18 protein-coding genes are annotated in these 15704 nt (G+C 59.0%); 9 read left to right on the top strand and 9 right to left on the bottom strand.

Features of this window, described 5'->3' with window-relative positions; translation table 11 throughout:
- Window positions 1–47 precede the first annotated feature (47 nt).
- The 3 genes from ACR0IM_RS14925 to ACR0IM_RS14935 are packed head-to-tail and all read right to left on the bottom strand — an operon-like array spanning window position 48 to window position 2532.
- Window positions 48–1022 (bottom strand): threonine ammonia-lyase, encoded by a 975-nt coding sequence (locus ACR0IM_RS14925; protein WP_480682411.1) that lies wholly within the window; start codon window positions 1020–1022, stop codon window positions 48–50.
- Window positions 1019–1846, bottom strand: coding sequence for an alpha/beta fold hydrolase (locus ACR0IM_RS14930; protein WP_480682412.1), 828 nt, complete (start codon window positions 1844–1846; stop codon window positions 1019–1021). Before ACR0IM_RS14930 ends, ACR0IM_RS14925 begins: the two co-directional genes overlap by 4 nt.
- Window positions 1846–2532: a haloacid dehalogenase type II gene (locus ACR0IM_RS14935; protein WP_480682413.1), complete on the bottom strand. Its 687-nt coding sequence runs from the start codon at window positions 2530–2532 to the stop codon at window positions 1846–1848. The genes ACR0IM_RS14930 and ACR0IM_RS14935 overlap by 1 nt, the downstream gene beginning before the upstream one ends.
- Before the next feature lie 128 nt (window positions 2533–2660).
- Between ACR0IM_RS14935 and ACR0IM_RS14940 the strand changes: the two genes are divergently transcribed.
- Window positions 2661–3089, top strand: a complete 429-nt coding sequence (locus tag ACR0IM_RS14940) for an FKBP-type peptidyl-prolyl cis-trans isomerase (RefSeq protein ID WP_480593738.1) — start codon at window positions 2661–2663, stop codon at window positions 3087–3089.
- Window positions 3090–3112: 23 nt separating this feature from the next.
- Here the strand turns inward: ACR0IM_RS14940 and ACR0IM_RS14945 are convergent, their stop codons facing one another.
- From ACR0IM_RS14945 to fabA, 4 genes are read right to left on the bottom strand one after another with little or no spacing between them, the layout of a single operon-like run.
- Entirely contained in the window at window positions 3113–3298 is a 186-nt protein-coding gene (locus ACR0IM_RS14945; protein WP_480593736.1) for a hypothetical protein, read from the bottom strand.
- 59 nt (window positions 3299–3357) lie between these two features.
- A complete protein-coding gene (locus ACR0IM_RS14950) occupies window positions 3358–4149 on the bottom strand; it encodes an enoyl-ACP reductase FabI (RefSeq protein ID WP_480593734.1) in 792 nt (263 codons plus the stop codon).
- Between the two features lie 5 nt (window positions 4150–4154).
- Entirely contained in the window at window positions 4155–5384 is a 1230-nt protein-coding gene (fabB, locus tag ACR0IM_RS14955) for a beta-ketoacyl-ACP synthase I (RefSeq protein WP_480593732.1), read from the bottom strand.
- Window positions 5385–5415: 31 nt separating this feature from the next.
- Window positions 5416–5925 (bottom strand): bifunctional 3-hydroxydecanoyl-ACP dehydratase/trans-2-decenoyl-ACP isomerase, encoded by a 510-nt coding sequence (gene fabA / locus ACR0IM_RS14960; protein WP_170326986.1) that lies wholly within the window; start codon window positions 5923–5925, stop codon window positions 5416–5418.
- Window positions 5926–6113: 188 nt separating this feature from the next.
- Between fabA and irrA the strand changes: the two genes are divergently transcribed.
- Window positions 6114–6530, top strand: coding sequence for an iron response transcriptional regulator IrrA (gene irrA, locus ACR0IM_RS14965; protein WP_480642395.1), 417 nt, complete (start codon window positions 6114–6116; stop codon window positions 6528–6530).
- A gap of 2 nt (window positions 6531–6532) precedes the next feature.
- On the opposite strand, the gene ACR0IM_RS14970 is transcribed toward irrA, so the two are convergent.
- Window positions 6533–7423 carry a LysR family transcriptional regulator gene (locus ACR0IM_RS14970; RefSeq protein WP_480642393.1) on the bottom strand — a complete coding sequence of 297 codons (891 nt, stop codon included), beginning with the start codon at window positions 7421–7423 and terminating at the stop codon, window positions 6533–6535.
- A gap of 87 nt (window positions 7424–7510) precedes the next feature.
- Between ACR0IM_RS14970 and ACR0IM_RS14975 the strand changes: the two genes are divergently transcribed.
- Window positions 7511–8308 carry a phytanoyl-CoA dioxygenase family protein gene (locus tag ACR0IM_RS14975; RefSeq protein WP_480682414.1) on the top strand — a complete coding sequence of 266 codons (798 nt, stop codon included), beginning with the start codon at window positions 7511–7513 and terminating at the stop codon, window positions 8306–8308.
- Between the two features lie 7 nt (window positions 8309–8315).
- Here ACR0IM_RS14975 and ACR0IM_RS14980 read toward each other — a convergent pair whose 3' ends face one another.
- Complete coding sequence (locus ACR0IM_RS14980; RefSeq protein WP_480682415.1) at window positions 8316–9179, bottom strand: hypothetical protein; 864 nt, start codon at window positions 9177–9179, stop codon at window positions 8316–8318.
- Window positions 9180–9299: 120 nt separating this feature from the next.
- Here ACR0IM_RS14980 and miaB point away from each other — a divergent pair, with 120 nt between their 5' ends.
- The 6 genes from miaB to lnt all read left to right on the top strand — a co-directional run bounded on the left by miaB (window position 9300) and on the right by lnt (window position 15676).
- Window positions 9300–10619, top strand: a complete 1320-nt coding sequence (miaB, locus tag ACR0IM_RS14985; RefSeq protein WP_480593718.1) for a tRNA (N6-isopentenyl adenosine(37)-C2)-methylthiotransferase MiaB — start codon at window positions 9300–9302, stop codon at window positions 10617–10619.
- A 182-nt stretch (window positions 10620–10801) separates the two neighbouring features.
- Entirely contained in the window at window positions 10802–11566 is a 765-nt protein-coding gene (locus ACR0IM_RS14990) for an outer membrane protein (RefSeq protein WP_480593716.1), read from the top strand.
- Window positions 11567–11709: 143 nt separating this feature from the next.
- Window positions 11710–12732, top strand: a complete 1023-nt coding sequence (locus ACR0IM_RS14995) for a PhoH family protein (protein ID WP_480682416.1) — start codon at window positions 11710–11712, stop codon at window positions 12730–12732.
- A 33-nt stretch (window positions 12733–12765) separates the two neighbouring features.
- Entirely contained in the window at window positions 12766–13260 is a 495-nt protein-coding gene (gene ybeY, locus ACR0IM_RS15000) for an rRNA maturation RNase YbeY (RefSeq protein WP_480682417.1), read from the top strand.
- Window positions 13261–13295: 35 nt separating this feature from the next.
- Window positions 13296–14183, top strand: a complete 888-nt coding sequence (locus ACR0IM_RS15005; protein ID WP_480593713.1) for a hemolysin family protein — start codon at window positions 13296–13298, stop codon at window positions 14181–14183.
- On the top strand, window positions 14180–15676 hold the full coding sequence (gene lnt / locus ACR0IM_RS15010; RefSeq protein ID WP_480682418.1) for an apolipoprotein N-acyltransferase: 1497 nt from the start codon (window positions 14180–14182) through the stop codon (window positions 15674–15676). The genes ACR0IM_RS15005 and lnt overlap by 4 nt, the downstream gene beginning before the upstream one ends.
- The last annotated feature ends 28 nt before the right edge of the window (window positions 15677–15704 follow it).

Raw genomic sequence — 15704 nt, forward strand, 5'->3', positions numbered from 1 at the left:
CGCCGTCATACGTTAAGACATTACTGTGACCCAATCATTGATCCATGTCAGGTCAGGAATTCCAGTGCTTTTCCAAATACTTCGGGGTCCACATTTCCCCCTGATGCCACAACGATCACCGCATCGCCATCGATTTCATCACGGCGAAACAGGGCCGAAGCTAACGACACCGCACCGCCCGGTTCCAGCACCAGCTTCAGACGCAGGAATGCCTGCGCCATGGCCCGCATCGCTTCTTCTTCGGTGACCGACAGGCCCGGCCCGCACAGGCGGTTCAGGATCGGGAATGTGATCTGCCCCGGCTGCGGCGTCAGGATCGCGTCACAGATATTCCCCGAAGCGGCGTTGTTGTTCTGAATTTGTCCTGTCGCCAGCGAACGTTTGACGTCATCAAAACCCTCGGGCTCACAGGGGCGGGCGCGCAGGCCGGGCGCGTGCCCCTCCAGCGCCAAAGCGATCCCCGAGGTCAATCCGCCGCCTCCGCAGCAGACCAGCACGTCGGCTTGTTCAACACCCATCTCTGCGGCTTGTCGGGCAAGCTCCAGGCCGGTGGTGCCCTGACCTGCAATCACCTGCGGCTCATCATAGGGGCGGATCAGGGTCAGGCCGCGCTCTGCGGCCAGTGCTTCACCAATTTCTTCGCGGCTCTCGTTGGCGCGGTCGTACAGAACCACCTCAGCCCCCAGCGCGCGGGTGTTGTTGATCTTCAGCAGTGGCGCGTCTGAGGGCATGATGATTACCGACGAAATCCCATGCTGTGCGGCGGCATAGGCCACGCCCTGCGCATGGTTGCCCGAGGAATAGGCGATCACGCCGCGCTGCCGGTCGGTTTCATCCAACGCCGAGATCGCGGACCACGCGCCGCGAAACTTGAAGCTGCCTGTATGTTGCAGGCATTCGGGCTTCACCAGCACCCGGCGCCCGGCCAATTCGTCCAGAAAGGGCGAACTCAGAAGGGGTGTTTCCCGGACGTGGCCCTTCAGCCGCGCGGCGGCGGCCTCGATCATTTGCAGCGTGCTCATGCGGCGTCCACTACCTTGCGGATTAGGTCGAGTGATTGCGGTTCATCCAGAAACGGAACATGCCCGCGATCCGGAACTTCTACTGAGATAAGACCGGGATGGCGTTTGTGCATTTCGGTCAGCGTGTCTTTGCCGAGAACATCTGAATTCGAGCCTCGAATGACTCCGGTCGGGATGTCGTGCAGCGCCTCGAAGAACATCCACATATCCGGGATGGCTCCGGCAGCGGCCTGATCCAGCAAGGCTTTCCGCAATGCGGGATCATAGCGCAGAGTCAGGCCGTCCGCAGTCTGCTCATATTGAATCTCGGCCTGCTGTCGCCACCGGTCGAGCGGGACGCCGGGGAACTGCGGCTCCATCACCTGCTGCAGGGTTTGAGCGGCTTCGTCATAGGTTTTCGCCATCGGCTGTCGGCCGACATAATCCATTATCTTGGCCATGCCCGAGGTCTCGATCACGGGGCCCACATCCGTCAGAACAACAGCAGCCAAGCGTTCAGGATGGCTGGCCGCCAGAGCCATCGCGATCAGGCCTCCACGTGACGTGCCCAGTACCGCTACCCGGTCCAGCTCCAAATGATCCAGCAACTCGATCGCGTCATGGGACTCGCGCAGAACATTGTAGTTCATGAAGTCCGGGTCGAACGCCGACTGCCCGCGCCCTCGGTAATCCATCGTGATCATGCGCAGATCGGTGATATGCGGCGCGAGGAACGAGAAATCCCGGCTGTTGCGGGTCAGCCCGGCTAGGCACAATACCGGGGTCCCTGACCCGGTGTCGGTATAGTAGAGGCGCCTGTCATCGGAAGTTGTGAAGAAAGCCATTAAAGTCCAGCCAGTTGAGGGATCGCCGTCAGGTCGGACAGTACATGCGTTGGTGTCCATGGCAAGCGGTCCATTGGTTCTTTTGCCCGATTGACCCAGGCGGTCACGAAACCATAGCCACTGGCACCCGCAGCGTCCCAACCGTTCGAGCTGACAAACAGCACCTCATCGTGTTCACCGCCAAATTTTTGCTGCACCAGATCATAGACACTGGAATGGGGTTTGAAGACACCAACGCTTTCGACCGACAGTACGTCGTCCAGCACATCGCCAATCCCAGCCGATTGAACCGCGCCATCCAGCATGGGCAGCGACCCGTTGGACAGGATCGCGGTGTTCAGCCCTCCAACTTTCAGATCTGCGAGCATTTGGGGAACCTCAGGGTAGGCCTGCAATTCCCAATACAGGTCCAACAGACGCTGACGCAGAGTTGGGTCTCCGTCCAGCGCCGTGACCTCGAGCGCCCAGTCCAGCCCGTCTTGCGTCACATCCCAAAAATCGGCGTGGGCGTCAGTGATCGCGCGCAACCAGGTGTATTGCAATTGTTTCAGCCGCCAGTGATTGGCCAGCTCGGGCCATTTCTGCTGCAATTTTTCGAACCCGGGTTCAGCGGCGGCCTGGCGTGCTGCGGCGGCGACGTCGAACAGCGTTCCATAGGCGTCAAATACGCATGTGGTGATTGGCATCAGTACCCCTCCCTCAGTCGCGCGCAGGTTGGCACAAGAGTTGCAAACACAAAAGGGGGGAAGGGTTTACAATGACGTGTCACACCCTAGGCTTGACCGCTTATTCCCATAACGGCCGGAGGCCACCAATGACCGAGATCAAGCAAGGCGACACGGTTCGCATCCATTACACAGGTACACTGTTGGACGGCAACGTCTTCGACAGTTCCGAAGGGCGCGATCCGCTGGAGTTCGTGGTAGGGTCAGACCAGATCATTCCCGGGCTGGACACGGCGATGCCCGGTCTGACCGTGGGTGAGAAAAAGCGGGTCGAGATCGCTTGCGTGGATGCCTATGGCCCGATCAATCCTGCAGCGCGCCAGCAAATCCCGCGCGAAGGCATCCCGGACGATATCCCGCTGGAACCCGGCACCCAGCTGCAAATGCAAACGCCCGATGGGCAGGCCGTGCCAGTGACGGTGGTGGATTCTGACGAGGCAACCGTAACGCTGGACGCAAACCACCCGCTGGCCGGTCAGGACCTGATATTCGATATTGAAGTCGTCTCAATCAACTGACCGCAGCGGGTCAGTGCGTTGGATCAGCCTGAAATCAGGCTGGTCCAGGATGTAAATGCTGCGCGTACATCTGCTTGTGTAAAGAACACAAACAGCATCAGCAGCATGGTTAGGGCCAGCAACGCGATACGACCGCGTTGTCCCAGAAACCCCTGTTTGCGCCGGGATGCCCGAGTGGTGTTCGAGAGGATATGTTCTGCTTTGCTCATGTCGCTATCCGTGCCCGCAAAAGATGGTGAAATCTTGGCGCGGGCAGGGAAAGATCGGGTCACATGTGATCGGGCTGCGGCATACCCAGAACGTGGAAGCCTCCGTCGACGCGAATGACCTCGCCCGACGTGCAGGCACCAGCATCAGAAGCCAGGTAAACGGCGGTGCCGCCGACGGCCTCCAGGGTAGCGTTCGAGCGCATCGGTGCGTTCTGGTCACAGAACTTGTAGGTCTTGCGTGCGCCGCCGATGGCTGCGCCCGCCAGCGTTTTCATCGGGCCGGGCGAGATGGCGTTGACGCGGATACCTTCGGGGCCAAGGTCGTTTGCCAGATAGCGTGTAGCCGATTCCAGCGCAGCCTTCGCCACACCCATGACGTTGTAGTTCGGAACAACCCGGTTCGACCCCTGGTAGGTCAGCGTCAGCAGCGTGCCGCCATTGTCCTTCATCAGCGGATAGGCGCGGCGCGCAACCTCGATAAAGGAATAGGCCGAGACATCCATCGAGTGTTTGAAGTTCGCCCGAGAGGTGTTCAGGAACCGGCCGGTCAGTTCGGACTTGTCCGAAAAGGCGATGGCATGGACCACGAAGTCAATCGTCGGCCAGCGCGCGCCCAATTCGCTGAACGCGCGGTCCAGCGACTCGTCATCGGTGACATCGGCATCCACCATGAAGTCGCTGCCAAGGCTCTGGGCCAGCGGCTCCAGCCGTTTGCCGAATGCCTCACCCTGATAGGTGAAAGCCAGTTCCGCGCCGGCTTCGTGCATGGCTTTGGCAATTCCCCACGCGATCGAGCGGTCATTGGCCACGCCCATAATCAGGCCGCGTTTGCCCTTGAGAAGTTCCGACATCATGTTCACCCGTTATACTTTGACAGAACCATGGACCCGTTTGTGCCGCCAAAGCCGAAGCTGTTGGTCATGACACTGTCCAGACCTGCGTTTTCAACCACTTGAGTTGCGATTTCACCGGGCAGGATGCCTTCGGCAAGTGTGTCGACATTGATCGACGGAGTAATAAAGTCATTGTCCAGCATCAGCAGACAAAAGATGGCTTCGAGCGCGCCGGCTGCGCCCTGCGCGTGGCCAGTCATCGACTTGGTCGAAGAAATCGGCGGCACGTTGCCTTCACCGAAGATGCGGCGCACAGCTTCGACCTCGCCAACGTCTCCGACCGGGGTCGAGGTGCCGTGGGCGTTGATGTAATCGACCTTGCGGCCTTCGGGTACGGTTGCCAGCGCCAGACGCATCGCACGCTCGCCGCCTTCTCCCGAGGGGGCCACCATGTCGTGTCCGTCCGAGGTGGCGGCATAGCCGGTGACCTCGGCATAGATTTTGGCGCCGCGCGCCAGCGCGTGGTCCAGATCCTCCAGCACGACGATACCGCCGCCGCCCGAGATCACGAACCCGTCGCGATCCTGATCAAACGCGCGCGAGGCTTTTTCCGGCGCGTCGTTGTATTTCGAGGACATCGCGCCCATCGCGTCGAACAGGCAGGACAGGGTCCAGTCCAGTTCCTCGCCGCCGCCGGCAAACATTACGTCCTGCTTGCCCAGCATGATCTGCTCTGCCGCATTGCCGATACAGTGCAGCGAGGTCGAGCAGGCCGAGGTGATCGAGTAGTTGATGCCCTTGATCTTGAACGCGGTCGCCAGGTTCGCGGAAATCGTCGAGCACATGCATTTCGGAACCGCAAATGGCCCGATCCGTTTGGTCGCGCCGGTTTTCAGCACAGTCTGATGCGCCGTCAGCATCGCACTGGTCGACGGACCACCAGACCCGGCAACCAGACCGGTGCGCGGGTTCACGACCTGCTCTTCGGTTAGGCCAGAATCGGCGATGGCCTGGCTCATCGCGATATGGGCATAGGCGGCACCGGGCCCCATGAAGCGCAGGGTACGCTTGTCCACATGCTGGGACACATCAATCTTGAGCGATCCCGCGATCTGACTGCGAAAGCCATGTTCGACCATCTGTTCATTGGCCTCGATGCCGGACTTGCCGGCCTTCAACGAGGCCAGAACCTCTTCGGCATTGTTCCCGATAGAGGAGACAACCCCCAGACCGGTGACAACTACTCGACGCATGTGCGTGCTCCTTATTTAAGGCCGGTCCGGCTTAGGCTTCGGACAGAACGACTTTCATGTCTTTGACGTCGTAAATCATTTCGCCGTCCGCTTCGACGATACCATCCGCCACACCCATGGTCAGGCGGCGGGTCTGGATCGCCTTTTTGAAATCGATTTTATAAGTCAGCATCTTGCGGTCCGGGCGCACCATGCCGGTCAGCTTTACTTCACCCACGCCCACGGCCATGCCGCGACCCTGCCAGCCGCGCCAGCCCAGGTTGAAGCCGGTCAGCTGCCACAGACCGTCCAGTCCAAGACAACCGGGCATGATCGGGTTGCCGGGGAAATGGCAGTCAAAGAACCACAGGTCCGGGGTGATATCGAACTCGGCCAGAACGTGACCTTTTCCATGCGCGCCGCCATCGGCCGAGATATCGGTGATCCGATCCATCATCAGCATCGGCGGGGCAGGCAATTGCGCATTGCCGGGGCCGAATAATTCGCCTCGGGCGCATTTCAGCAGATCGTCCTTGTCAAAGCTGCTCGGGAATTGGGCCATTCTGCCGCCTCTCCTGCCAGGGGTCCGTTTCTTTAATCTGGCCTCACCTAGCACCCGTATGCAAGGTCCTGCAAGAGCGGTCGCCCACATCATGTTGTGTTCAGGACATTCTTTGCGAATGAATTTCATTTGAAATTACCTGACCTGAGCACTTATATATATGTCAGCAACAAACGGGTTTCGGATTCATGACACCTCAAAGCCAGAGCAGAGCCACGAATTGGTTGGTCGACGCGGGATTGCGTCCGACACGTCAGCGCATGGCTCTGGCCGAACTTTTGGTCGGCGACGGCCGTCATCGCCACGTCACGGCGGAAAGCCTGTTTGAATCTGCAAAAATGAACGGTGATGCCGTATCCCTTGCGACTGTCTACAACACCCTGCGCGCGTTTTGCGAGGCTGGTGTCTTGCAGGAAATCACGGTGGACGGGTCGAAAAGCTATTTCGACACAAACACTCACGATCATCCCCATTTCTACTGGGAAGACGAGAGCCGCCTGAGCGATGCGCCCTCAGACCAGCTGGTAATTCAGCGCCTGCCCGAGGCCCCCGAAGGCGTTGAGATCGCCTCGGTCGATGTCGTGATCCGTCTGCGAAAAAAGTAACCTCACGTCACGATTTCATTTAACGCACGCTCCGCTATCGCAACTGGCGCGTCGGTGGGTCCTGTGCCATGTCGGGCCAGCACCACGGGTTCGGCTGCGAACGGATCCGAGACAGGCAGGCTCAGCAGCGGCATTCCGTCATAGCTGATGTCAGCGGGTGGATTGGCATAGCTGATCGCGACTCCTTCGCCATGTGCCGCAAGGCTGCGCTGAATCTCCAAGGAGGCCGCGCGGTGTGCCACCATTGGGCTTTCTCCGATCTGACGAAACAGTCCCAGCACATGCTGGGCGGACAACCCTTCCTCGGACAGGATCAGCGGGTGAGCGGCCAGATCCTTCAGGGAAACTTGGCTGTTTGTGGCCAAAGGGTGATCCGGCGACAAAAGTGCGCGCGGAGAGCTGGCGAACAAGGTGTGTCGAGTGAACGTCGCGTCCATGCTCAGCCCATAGGTCAGCGCGAGGTCGATCCGCCCGTCGATCAGGCCGGAAATCAGGCCCTCGAAACTGTCCACCCGGTAGGACACCGCCACATCCGGCATCTCGGCGCGCAACTGTCGCAGGGCGCGGGCCAGCAGAAACGGGGCCAGATCAACGAAACAGCCTAACCGCAAGCGCGCATTGCCCGCGCTGCTTTCGGCAGCGTTTTCCAACCGGGCAGCGCTGGCAAGCAACACCTCGGCCTCTTCAATGAAGCTGCGCCCTTGCGGGGTCAGCGCCATCGCTGCTCCGCGCCGACGGGCGAACAGGGAATAGCCCAGTTGGTCCTCGACCCGTGTCAGTGCGTTGGACAGCGCCGGTTGCGAGACATTCAGGTGTAACGCGGCGGCGGACAGGCTGCCATGCCGTCCGATGGCGCAGACATATTCGTATTGGCGCAGCGAGATATATAACATGAAGTTAAGTGTATCTTTGAAAGATATGACTTGAACAGAGGGCTTTCCCATGTCCACATCACCCAACCCCACGGTACGGAGATAGACATGACGCACCCTCTGGTCACGCAAGAGAAGATCGACACCTATCAGCAGGACGGCGTTGTCCTGATCAAAGGGCTGTTTGCCGACCATGTCGAGGCCCTGCGCGCAGGCGTCGCTGCCAACATGGCCGAGCCTGGGCCTTACGCGTCGGACAACAAGAAGCAAGGCGAAACCGGCCTTTTCTTTGACGATTACTGCAACTGGTCGCGGATTAATCAGTTTCGCGAGGTGATCGAAAACTCTCCGGCGGCCGAGGTCGCGGCGGACCTGATGCAATCGCAGACCGTTCAAATGTTCCACGACCACGTTTTGGTCAAGGAACCCGGCACGTCGATGGAGACCCCGTGGCATCAGGACGGGCCGTATTATTTTGTCGAAGGGCAGCAGACGATCAGTTTCTGGTCGCCGCTGGATCCGGTGAAACAGGCGACCCTGCGCTGCGTGGCGGGTTCGCATCGGTGGGAGAAAGAGGTTCTGCCAACCCGCTGGGTGTCGGAGGAGGGGTTTTTCCCGGACGAAGGCCAGTACATCCCAGTCCCCGACCCGGATGCCGAAGGTATGAAGGTTGTGGAATTCGAGATGGAGCCGGGCGACGCGGTGGCATTCAACTACCGCACGCTGCACGGCGCGCGCGGGAATCACTCCGACAGCCGCCGCAGGGCGTTTTCATTGCGTTTGGTCGGCGATGATGCGCGGTATGTGGAACGTCCGGGCCGGACATCTCCACCGTTTCCGGGGCATGACATGACCCCCGGCCAGCGCCTGCGCGAAGATTGGTTCCCGGTGCTGCTGCTGCGCTAGTCGCGGCTCAGAACCACTGGCCTGATTCGATCAGGCCAAGGTCGAGCAATTGACCAGAGGTCCACTGGAACGGCACTGAGTTGCGCCAGCAAAAACTCGGGATGTCGAAGGTCGATCCGGCGTTGGTTTTCAACGCTTTGGCCGCCCGGAATGAGCATACGGCAGCCGTCATATTATGATGCCACGGGCAGGAATAGGTGTTGTATTCCGGGTCGTTGAACGTGTGATCGGGGCGCAGTTCCAGACCCTTGCGGGATTTGAACAGGGCGATCCGGTCGATACGGCGGCGTTCATAGGGAATGTGATCCTCAAACCGCCAGCGCAGGCCGCCCGACATGTCCAACTGCCGCTCGACCGGGTGGCCTTCGGCGTCGTGGCGGGTGTGGGCATAGTATCCGGTGCTGTCCAGCATCGCGCGGTCCGGGGCGACTCCGTTCGGAAAGGCATCCAAATCATCGGCATAGAGGTCGATGACATGGCTCAGCATCGCGTCACGGCGTTCTTCGGCGTGAAAGGCCAGCAATTCGCCCACCGTTCGCGTCTCGCAAAACGGAAAGAACAGGTATTCGGCGTTATAGCAGTAATACATCCAAATGCCGGGCGCGGCCTGTATGATTTTGTTGATGGTGTCGAACACGATCGCGCCGGGCACGCAGGTTAGCGTTACGCGGTGAATGCGTTCGGACAACTCCGGGTCCAGCGCAAAATCCTGCGGCATGAAGGCGATCACGGATTTGAACCCCAGGTGCAGATGATGCCGGATCGTGCTGTCGATCTCGACCGTGTCCTCGGCAAAGATCAGGGCGACCGGGCCTTTGGCCAGCGCCGATTTGCCTGAGTTCAGGAAAACGTCGAGTGAATCGTATTGCATTACCTGTCCGGTTCCACTTTGCTGGAATCTTCGGTCAAAATCGGGTATCCGCCCCGGCATTGCAAGCGGCGTTCGTAGGGTATAGATGACGCCGATCCCGCGAACGCAAAGGCCATACCCATGTCAGAACCCAAAAAGCTGTACATCAAAACCTATGGTTGCCAGATGAACGTCTATGACAGCGAGCGCATGTCCGAGACGTTGGGCGGGCAGGGCTACGTGGAAACGCAAAGCCCCGATGATGCGGATATGATTTTGCTCAACACCTGCCATATCCGGGAAAAGGCTGCCGAAAAGGTCTATTCCGAGCTTGGCCGGTTCAAGGGATTGAAAGCGGAAAAGCCCGATCTGAAGATCGGCGTGGCGGGATGTGTTGCGCAGGCCGAAGGCGAAGAAATCATGCGTCGTCAGCCTTTGGTCGATCTGGTTGTGGGCCCACAAAGCTATCACCGCCTGCCCGAGATGGAGGCAAAGACCCGCACTGGCGCCAAGGCGCTGGACACGGACTTCCCCGAAGAAGACAAGTTCGAGAAACTGAAGAACCGCCCCAAGGCCAAGCGTGGCCCGACAGCGTTTCTGACCGTGCAAGAAGGCTGCGACAAATTCTGCGCCTTCTGTGTGGTGCCCTATACCCGTGGTGCCGAAGTCAGCCGCCCGGCGGATCGCATTATCCGTGAAGCCCAAGATCTGGTGGAGCGCGGCGTGCGCGAGATCACTCTGCTGGGTCAGAACGTGAACGCCTATCATGGCTCGGGTCCGAACGGCGACATGACGCTGGCCGGTCTGATCTGGGAGTTGAACAAAGTCGACGGGCTGGAGCGCATCCGCTTTACCACCTCGCACCCCAATGACATGGCCGATGACCTGATCGAGGCGCATGGAACCTGCGAAAAGCTGATGCCGTATCTTCACTTGCCGGTGCAGTCGGGATCGGACAAAATCCTCAAACGGATGAACCGCAGCCACACGGCGGAAAGCTATCTGCGTCTGGTCGAGCGTATCCGTGCGGCGCGGTCCGATATCGTCATGTCCGGTGACTTCATCGTCGGCTTTCCCGAGGAAACCGAAGAAGATTTCCAAGCAACGATGGATTTGGTCGAAGAAGTCAAATACGGCTATGCCTATTCCTTCAAATACTCGACCCGCCCCGGTACGCCCGCGGCTGAGCGGCCTCAGGTCGATCCGCAGGCGGCGGATGACCGTTTGCAACGTCTGCAGGCCCTGATCACGCAGCATCAGCGGGAAATTCAGGATGCAATGGTTGGGCGAAGGGTTAGCGTTCTGTTCGAAAAATCCGGTCGCTTGCCCGGGCAAATGGTTGGAAAATCCGAATATCTGCACTCGGTTCATGTGTCTGATGCAGACGTCGCCGTCGGAGAGCTTAGGGATGTTCAGATCACCGGTTCGGGGACAAATTCGCTGGCGGGGGCAATGATCTGACCTGATCGACTGGTGCTGTCATAATGCCATAGTCAGCACTTGTTTCAATTTTTAACCCTTGATTCACAACCGTGAACTATGTTCCGAGAAGGGCCAGATTTTTTAGGGTCCAGCGCTCTGCGCTCCTGAAAATCCAGTTCTGTACCGGTCCGGTTTTCGGGTTGGGACGATGGAGGTAACGAGTGGAAATTCGAACACGTTTCTTTGGACCAAGCCGTCGGGTTGTTTTCTCGTCAGCGCTGGTGCTTTCCCTTCTATCCAGCGCAACTGTTGCGGGCAATCTGGAGCAGGGTGTGACTGACCCTCCGGTCGTCAGCCCGAAACGTTTCGGCAGCGATGTCAGCGCCTTCTACCTGGGCCTTAGCGGTGGATATGCAACGGGCGGCACGGACCGGTTTGGCCTGACGACCCCGGGCGGTACGTTCGAAATTGGAGAACTCGACCTGAACGGCAACTACGGTGGTGTCCGGGGTGGCTGGCGTGGCGTTCTGCCGGCCATCGGGGGACGCGACTATGTCTACGGGTTCGAACTCGGGTATGATTTTGGCACGCTCGATGACGACGCCATGACGGATATTGGCAGCGTTGCAATCACTGGATCGTCCGAGGTCTCGGACATCCTTTCGATTCGGTTTCGCAATGGTCTGACCAACAAAAGCGGCACGGTATTGTATTTCGTAACGGTAGGATACGTGCAGGGTGACGTGAAAACCACCAGCAGCCTGACTTCCGGCGTCACGACGCAACCATTCGAAGAAAGTGATACCCGGAACGGTTTTTCGGCAAGTATCGGTGCCGAGCACAACCTGAGCGAGAACTGGTCGATTACGGGTGAATACGAATACGTGCAGTTCGACTCGCGCCGGGTCGAATTCAGCAATGGTTTTTCGACGAAATCCACTCCGCGTTACCGCGGTTTGAGATTTGGGTTGAACTACACGTTTTGACCAAGCTCTCAACTAATGGCGATATCGCTTGGGCTACTATTCGGCGGTTTTGCCATCCGTTTTGGAAAATTTAAAACTGTGGCTTGCGCCCACCGAGAGTTGTTGTCTACGCTCGGGGTGAAACGCCAAGACAGGAGAACGGATTGGCCATCGGTGCCCTTACCCCACCGCAAGATGACATGCCCCAAAGTGAGGCGTTTGTTGAATTCCCTGACAATCGGTTGTTGATTGATTTGTGCGGTGAGTATGACCGCAACCTGACCGAAATCGAAAATAAGCTGTCCGTCCAGATTGTCCGACGCGGCAACCAGTTGGTTGTCATGGGCGATGAGGATTCGCAGAAGCAGGCGATTGAGGTGCTGCAAGCGCTTTATACCCGTCTTGAAGGTGGTCGCGATGTTGAGGCTGCCGACGTGGACCGCGAGCTTCGGATGGGCAGCTCCGAGACAGGAACTGGCAGCCGCGATGGCGACCAGCTTGAGATGTTCAAGGGCGGTACGGTCGAAATCAAAACCCGCAAAAAACTGGTCGAGCCACGCACGGACGCGCAAAAGGCCTATGTCCAGTCGCTGTTCAACAACGAACTGGCCTTTGGAATTGGTCCTGCCGGCACTGGTAAGACCTATCTGGCCGTGGCCGTTGGTGTGTCGATGTTTATCGGCGGGCATGTGGACCGGATCATTCTCAGCCGTCCCGCCGTCGAGGCTGGTGAAAAGCTGGGTTATCTGCCGGGTGACATGAAGGACAAGGTCGACCCTTACATGCAGCCGCTCTATGATGCGCTGAACGACTTCCTGCCCGGCAAGCAGCTGGCCAAGCTGATTGAAGAGAAGCGAATCGAAATCGCGCCGCTGGCTTTCATGCGCGGGCGGACACTGGCCAACGCCTTTGTTGTCCTGGACGAGGCGCAAAACGCCACCACCATGCAGATGAAGATGTTCCTGACCCGACTGGGTGAGGGCAGCCGCATGGTCATCACCGGTGACCGCTCGCAGGTCGACCTGCCGCGCGGGGTTCAGTCTGGGTTGGCCGATGCCGAGCGTTTGCTGAAGACGATCTCGAATATCAGCTTCAACTATTTCACCTCGAAGGACGTCGTAAGGCACCCGCTTGTCGCCGCCATTATCGAAGCGTATGAGGCCGACTCGGGCCGTGAGACGGGCTAATCGTCCGCGGCCGCAGGCTTAGGACGTGGTGACATGAACCTTGAACTGACCATCGAAGACGGGCGCTGGCAGGAGCTGGAACCCTTGGCTGCGCGCGCCATTCATGCCGTACTGGATCATTGCGGTCTTGATGCTGACCTATGCGAGATCAGCCTGCTGGCCTGTGACGACACCCGGATCGCTGAACTGAATGCAGAGTTTCGGGAAAAGCCTGCGCCGACCAACGTGCTCAGTTGGCCAGCCGAGGAACTGGCCGCTGACCAACCGGGCCAGTCGCCACTGCCGCCCGACCCGGATTTCACCGGCGAATTCGCGCTGGGAGATATTGCGATCTCCTACGACACCTGCGCGCGTGAGGCGGCCGTGGTTGGCAAACCCATGGATGATCACGTCACACATCTGATCATTCACGGAACACTACATCTGCTGGGATACGACCACATCCGCGATGCAGACGCCGAATTGATGGAAGCGGTCGAGGTCGATATACTTGGCAAACTGGGTCTTGATGACCCATATAATGCGTAGACGGGCCTTCAGGGCTGATAATTTGGAACGGGATTATGGGCGATACAGACGGCAGTTCTATGGCGGCGCAGAGCGCGCAACCGAAGAACGGCGGTGACAATGTCAAAGAGAAAGCTGGTTTTTTTTCTCGCATAGTGGACGCGTTTTCGCCACAGGACGAGGATGAGGTCCACGTAGCCAACGGGCACGAGGCCGACACGACTCAACCGCGCGGCATGATCAACCTGCGGCGGATGCGGGTCGAGGATGTGGCCATTCCGACTGCCGAAATCATCTCGGTCCCTTCAACAATCACGAAAGATGAACTGGCGCAGGTGTTTCGTGATAGTGGCCTGTCTCGGATACCGGTGTACGAGGGAACGCTGGATACTCCTTTGGGATTCGTCCACCTCAAGGATTTTGCGCTGACCCACGGGTTTAACGGCAGCGGCGCCGAGTTCGATCTCGTGTCGATGCTGCGGACTTTGCTGTTCGTGCCGCCCTCGATGCCAATTGGTGTGCTGCTGACAAAGATGCAGACAGAACGCCGCCACATGGCGCTGGTGATCGACGAATATGGCGGTGTTGACGGCTTGCTAACCATCGAGGACTTGATCGAGCAGGTGGTTGGTGAGATTGCCGATGAACATGACGCCGACGAAGATCAGCTTTGGGTGCAGGAAAAGCCCGGCTGCTACATCGTTCAGGCACGTGTCCCTCTGGAAGAGTTCGAGGCCGAGATCGGGCGCTCACTGACCAGTCACGAGGACGTAGACGAGGAAGAGATTGATACCTTGGGCGGTCTTGTTTTCATGCTGTCGGGCCGTGTGCCTGCGCGGGGTGAGGTTGTTCTGCATCCCGAAGGTCCGGAATTCGAGGTGATCGATGCCGATCCGCGCCGAATCAAGCGTTTACGTGTCATGTTACCGGACCTTGCTGCATGAACCCTGCGCAGGGGTGGCCTTTTTGGCTGAGGTTTGTGTTTTCGGCCCTGTTGGGAGCTCTGGCGGCGTTTGGCCTCGCACCGCTTGGGATTTGGGCAGCCACCTTGGCCGCACTGGTGCTGTTGGCACCGCTGTTTCTGTCCTCTGAGACGCGGGGGCGGGCCGCTTGGCTGGGCTGGGCCTTTGCCACCGGATACTTCGCGCACGGACTCAGCTGGATCATCGAGCCGTTTTTTGTAGACGCCGAGCGCCACGCCTGGATGGCACCCTTCGCCTTGATCTTCATGGCAGGTGGGCTTGCACTGTTCTGGGCGCTTGCCTTTTGGGCCGCAAGGAGACCGGGAAAAGGTGCCGTTGGGCAGGCGGTTTTCCTGGCCTTGGCCGTGTCTCTGGCGGAATGCGCCCGAGGCTATGTGCTGACCGGGTTTCCCTGGGCCGGTCTGGCGCAGGTTTGGGTCGATACGCCGATGGTACAGCTTTTATCCCTGTTCGGACCATACGGTCTGGGCACTTTGACCCTTTTGGCAACGCTTCCCATGGGCGTGGCACTGGCGCAACGTGGCGGATTTGCGCTGCCACTGGGCCTGTCGATAGGAATTGCCTGTCTGGCGCTGGCCTATGCGGCCTCGCGTCCGACCGTCACCGAGACCGATCACACCGTGCGTATGATCCAACCCAACGCCCCACAACATCAGAAATGGGATCCGGACTATGCGCCGTTGTTTTTTGCGCGTCAGATTGGGTTCACCGCCGCGCAACCCCGACCGGACCTGATTGTCTGGCCGGAAACGTCGATACCGGCATGGCTGGGCAGTGCACAGCCGTATTTGGCTGCAGTCACAGATGCAGCGCAGGGCGTACCGGTATTTCTGGGTATCCAGCGGGGTGACGGGCCGCGCATCTACAATTCGATGATCTATCTGGACGAGCAGGGACAGCAACAGGGTCTGTATGACAAGCACCACCTTGCGCCGTTTGGAGAATACGTGCCGTTCGGAAACCTTTTGGCACGGTTCGGCATTCACGGGATGGCGACCACCGCTGGCCATGGTTTCAGCTCGGGACCGGGGGCCGCCTTGATGGATGCGGGAAAGCTGGGCAAGGCGCTGCCGCTGATCTGTTACGAGGCCGTGTTCACGCAGGATGTCTTGTCTGCACCGGGGCGCGCTGATTTTCTGCTGCAAATCACCAATGATGCCTGGTTCGGTACGCGGTCCGGCCCATATCAGCATCTGGCTCAAGCCCAGATGCGCGCGATCGAGCAGGGTCTTCCGATGATGCGCTCGGCCAATACCGGGGTTTCGGCGATGATCGATCCGCTGGGGCAAGTTGTGGATTCGCTGGCTTTGGGGCAGGCGGGTTTTGTGGATGCAAAACTGCCGGCGCCGCTGCCCCCCACTGTATACGCCCGGATCGGCGATATCCCGGTCTTTGTTCTGCTGGCGGTTTTGTTCGTGCTGCTTTGGTGCAACGTCCGGCGAAAACACGCTTAAATTCTGATTGACCCTGTGAAGCTGTAGG

Source organism: Ruegeria sp. BF6 (genome assembly GCF_056538665.1).

Coding starts and splice junctions, on each gene's coding strand:
- fabB (WP_480593732.1), bottom strand. CDS start 5,384: ATGCGTCGAGTAGTTGTCACCGGTCTGGGGGTTGTCTCCTCTATCGGG.
- ACR0IM_RS14980 (WP_480682415.1), bottom strand. CDS start 9,179: ATGCAATACGATTCACTCGACGTTTTCCTGAACTCAGGCAAATCGGCG.
- irrA (WP_480642395.1), top strand. CDS start 6,114: ATGACACCTCAAAGCCAGAGCAGAGCCACGAATTGGTTGGTCGACGCG.
- ACR0IM_RS14930 (WP_480682412.1), bottom strand. CDS start 1,846: ATGGCTTTCTTCACAACTTCCGATGACAGGCGCCTCTACTATACCGAC.
- ACR0IM_RS14950 (WP_480593734.1), bottom strand. CDS start 4,149: ATGTCGGAACTTCTCAAGGGCAAACGCGGCCTGATTATGGGCGTGGCC.
- ACR0IM_RS14935 (WP_480682413.1), bottom strand. CDS start 2,532: ATGCCAATCACCACATGCGTATTTGACGCCTATGGAACGCTGTTCGAC.
- ACR0IM_RS14940 (WP_480593738.1), top strand. CDS start 2,661: ATGACCGAGATCAAGCAAGGCGACACGGTTCGCATCCATTACACAGGT.
- ACR0IM_RS14975 (WP_480682414.1), top strand. CDS start 7,511: ATGACGCACCCTCTGGTCACGCAAGAGAAGATCGACACCTATCAGCAG.
- ACR0IM_RS14970 (WP_480642393.1), bottom strand. CDS start 7,423: ATGTTATATATCTCGCTGCGCCAATACGAATATGTCTGCGCCATCGGA.
- lnt (WP_480682418.1), top strand. CDS start 14,180: ATGAACCCTGCGCAGGGGTGGCCTTTTTGGCTGAGGTTTGTGTTTTCG.
- miaB (WP_480593718.1), top strand. CDS start 9,300: ATGTCAGAACCCAAAAAGCTGTACATCAAAACCTATGGTTGCCAGATG.
- ybeY (WP_480682417.1), top strand. CDS start 12,766: ATGAACCTTGAACTGACCATCGAAGACGGGCGCTGGCAGGAGCTGGAA.
- ACR0IM_RS14925 (WP_480682411.1), bottom strand. CDS start 1,022: ATGAGCACGCTGCAAATGATCGAGGCCGCCGCCGCGCGGCTGAAGGGC.
- ACR0IM_RS15005 (WP_480593713.1), top strand. CDS start 13,296: ATGGGCGATACAGACGGCAGTTCTATGGCGGCGCAGAGCGCGCAACCG.
- ACR0IM_RS14945 (WP_480593736.1), bottom strand. CDS start 3,298: ATGAGCAAAGCAGAACATATCCTCTCGAACACCACTCGGGCATCCCGG.
- fabA (WP_170326986.1), bottom strand. CDS start 5,925: ATGGCCCAATTCCCGAGCAGCTTTGACAAGGACGATCTGCTGAAATGC.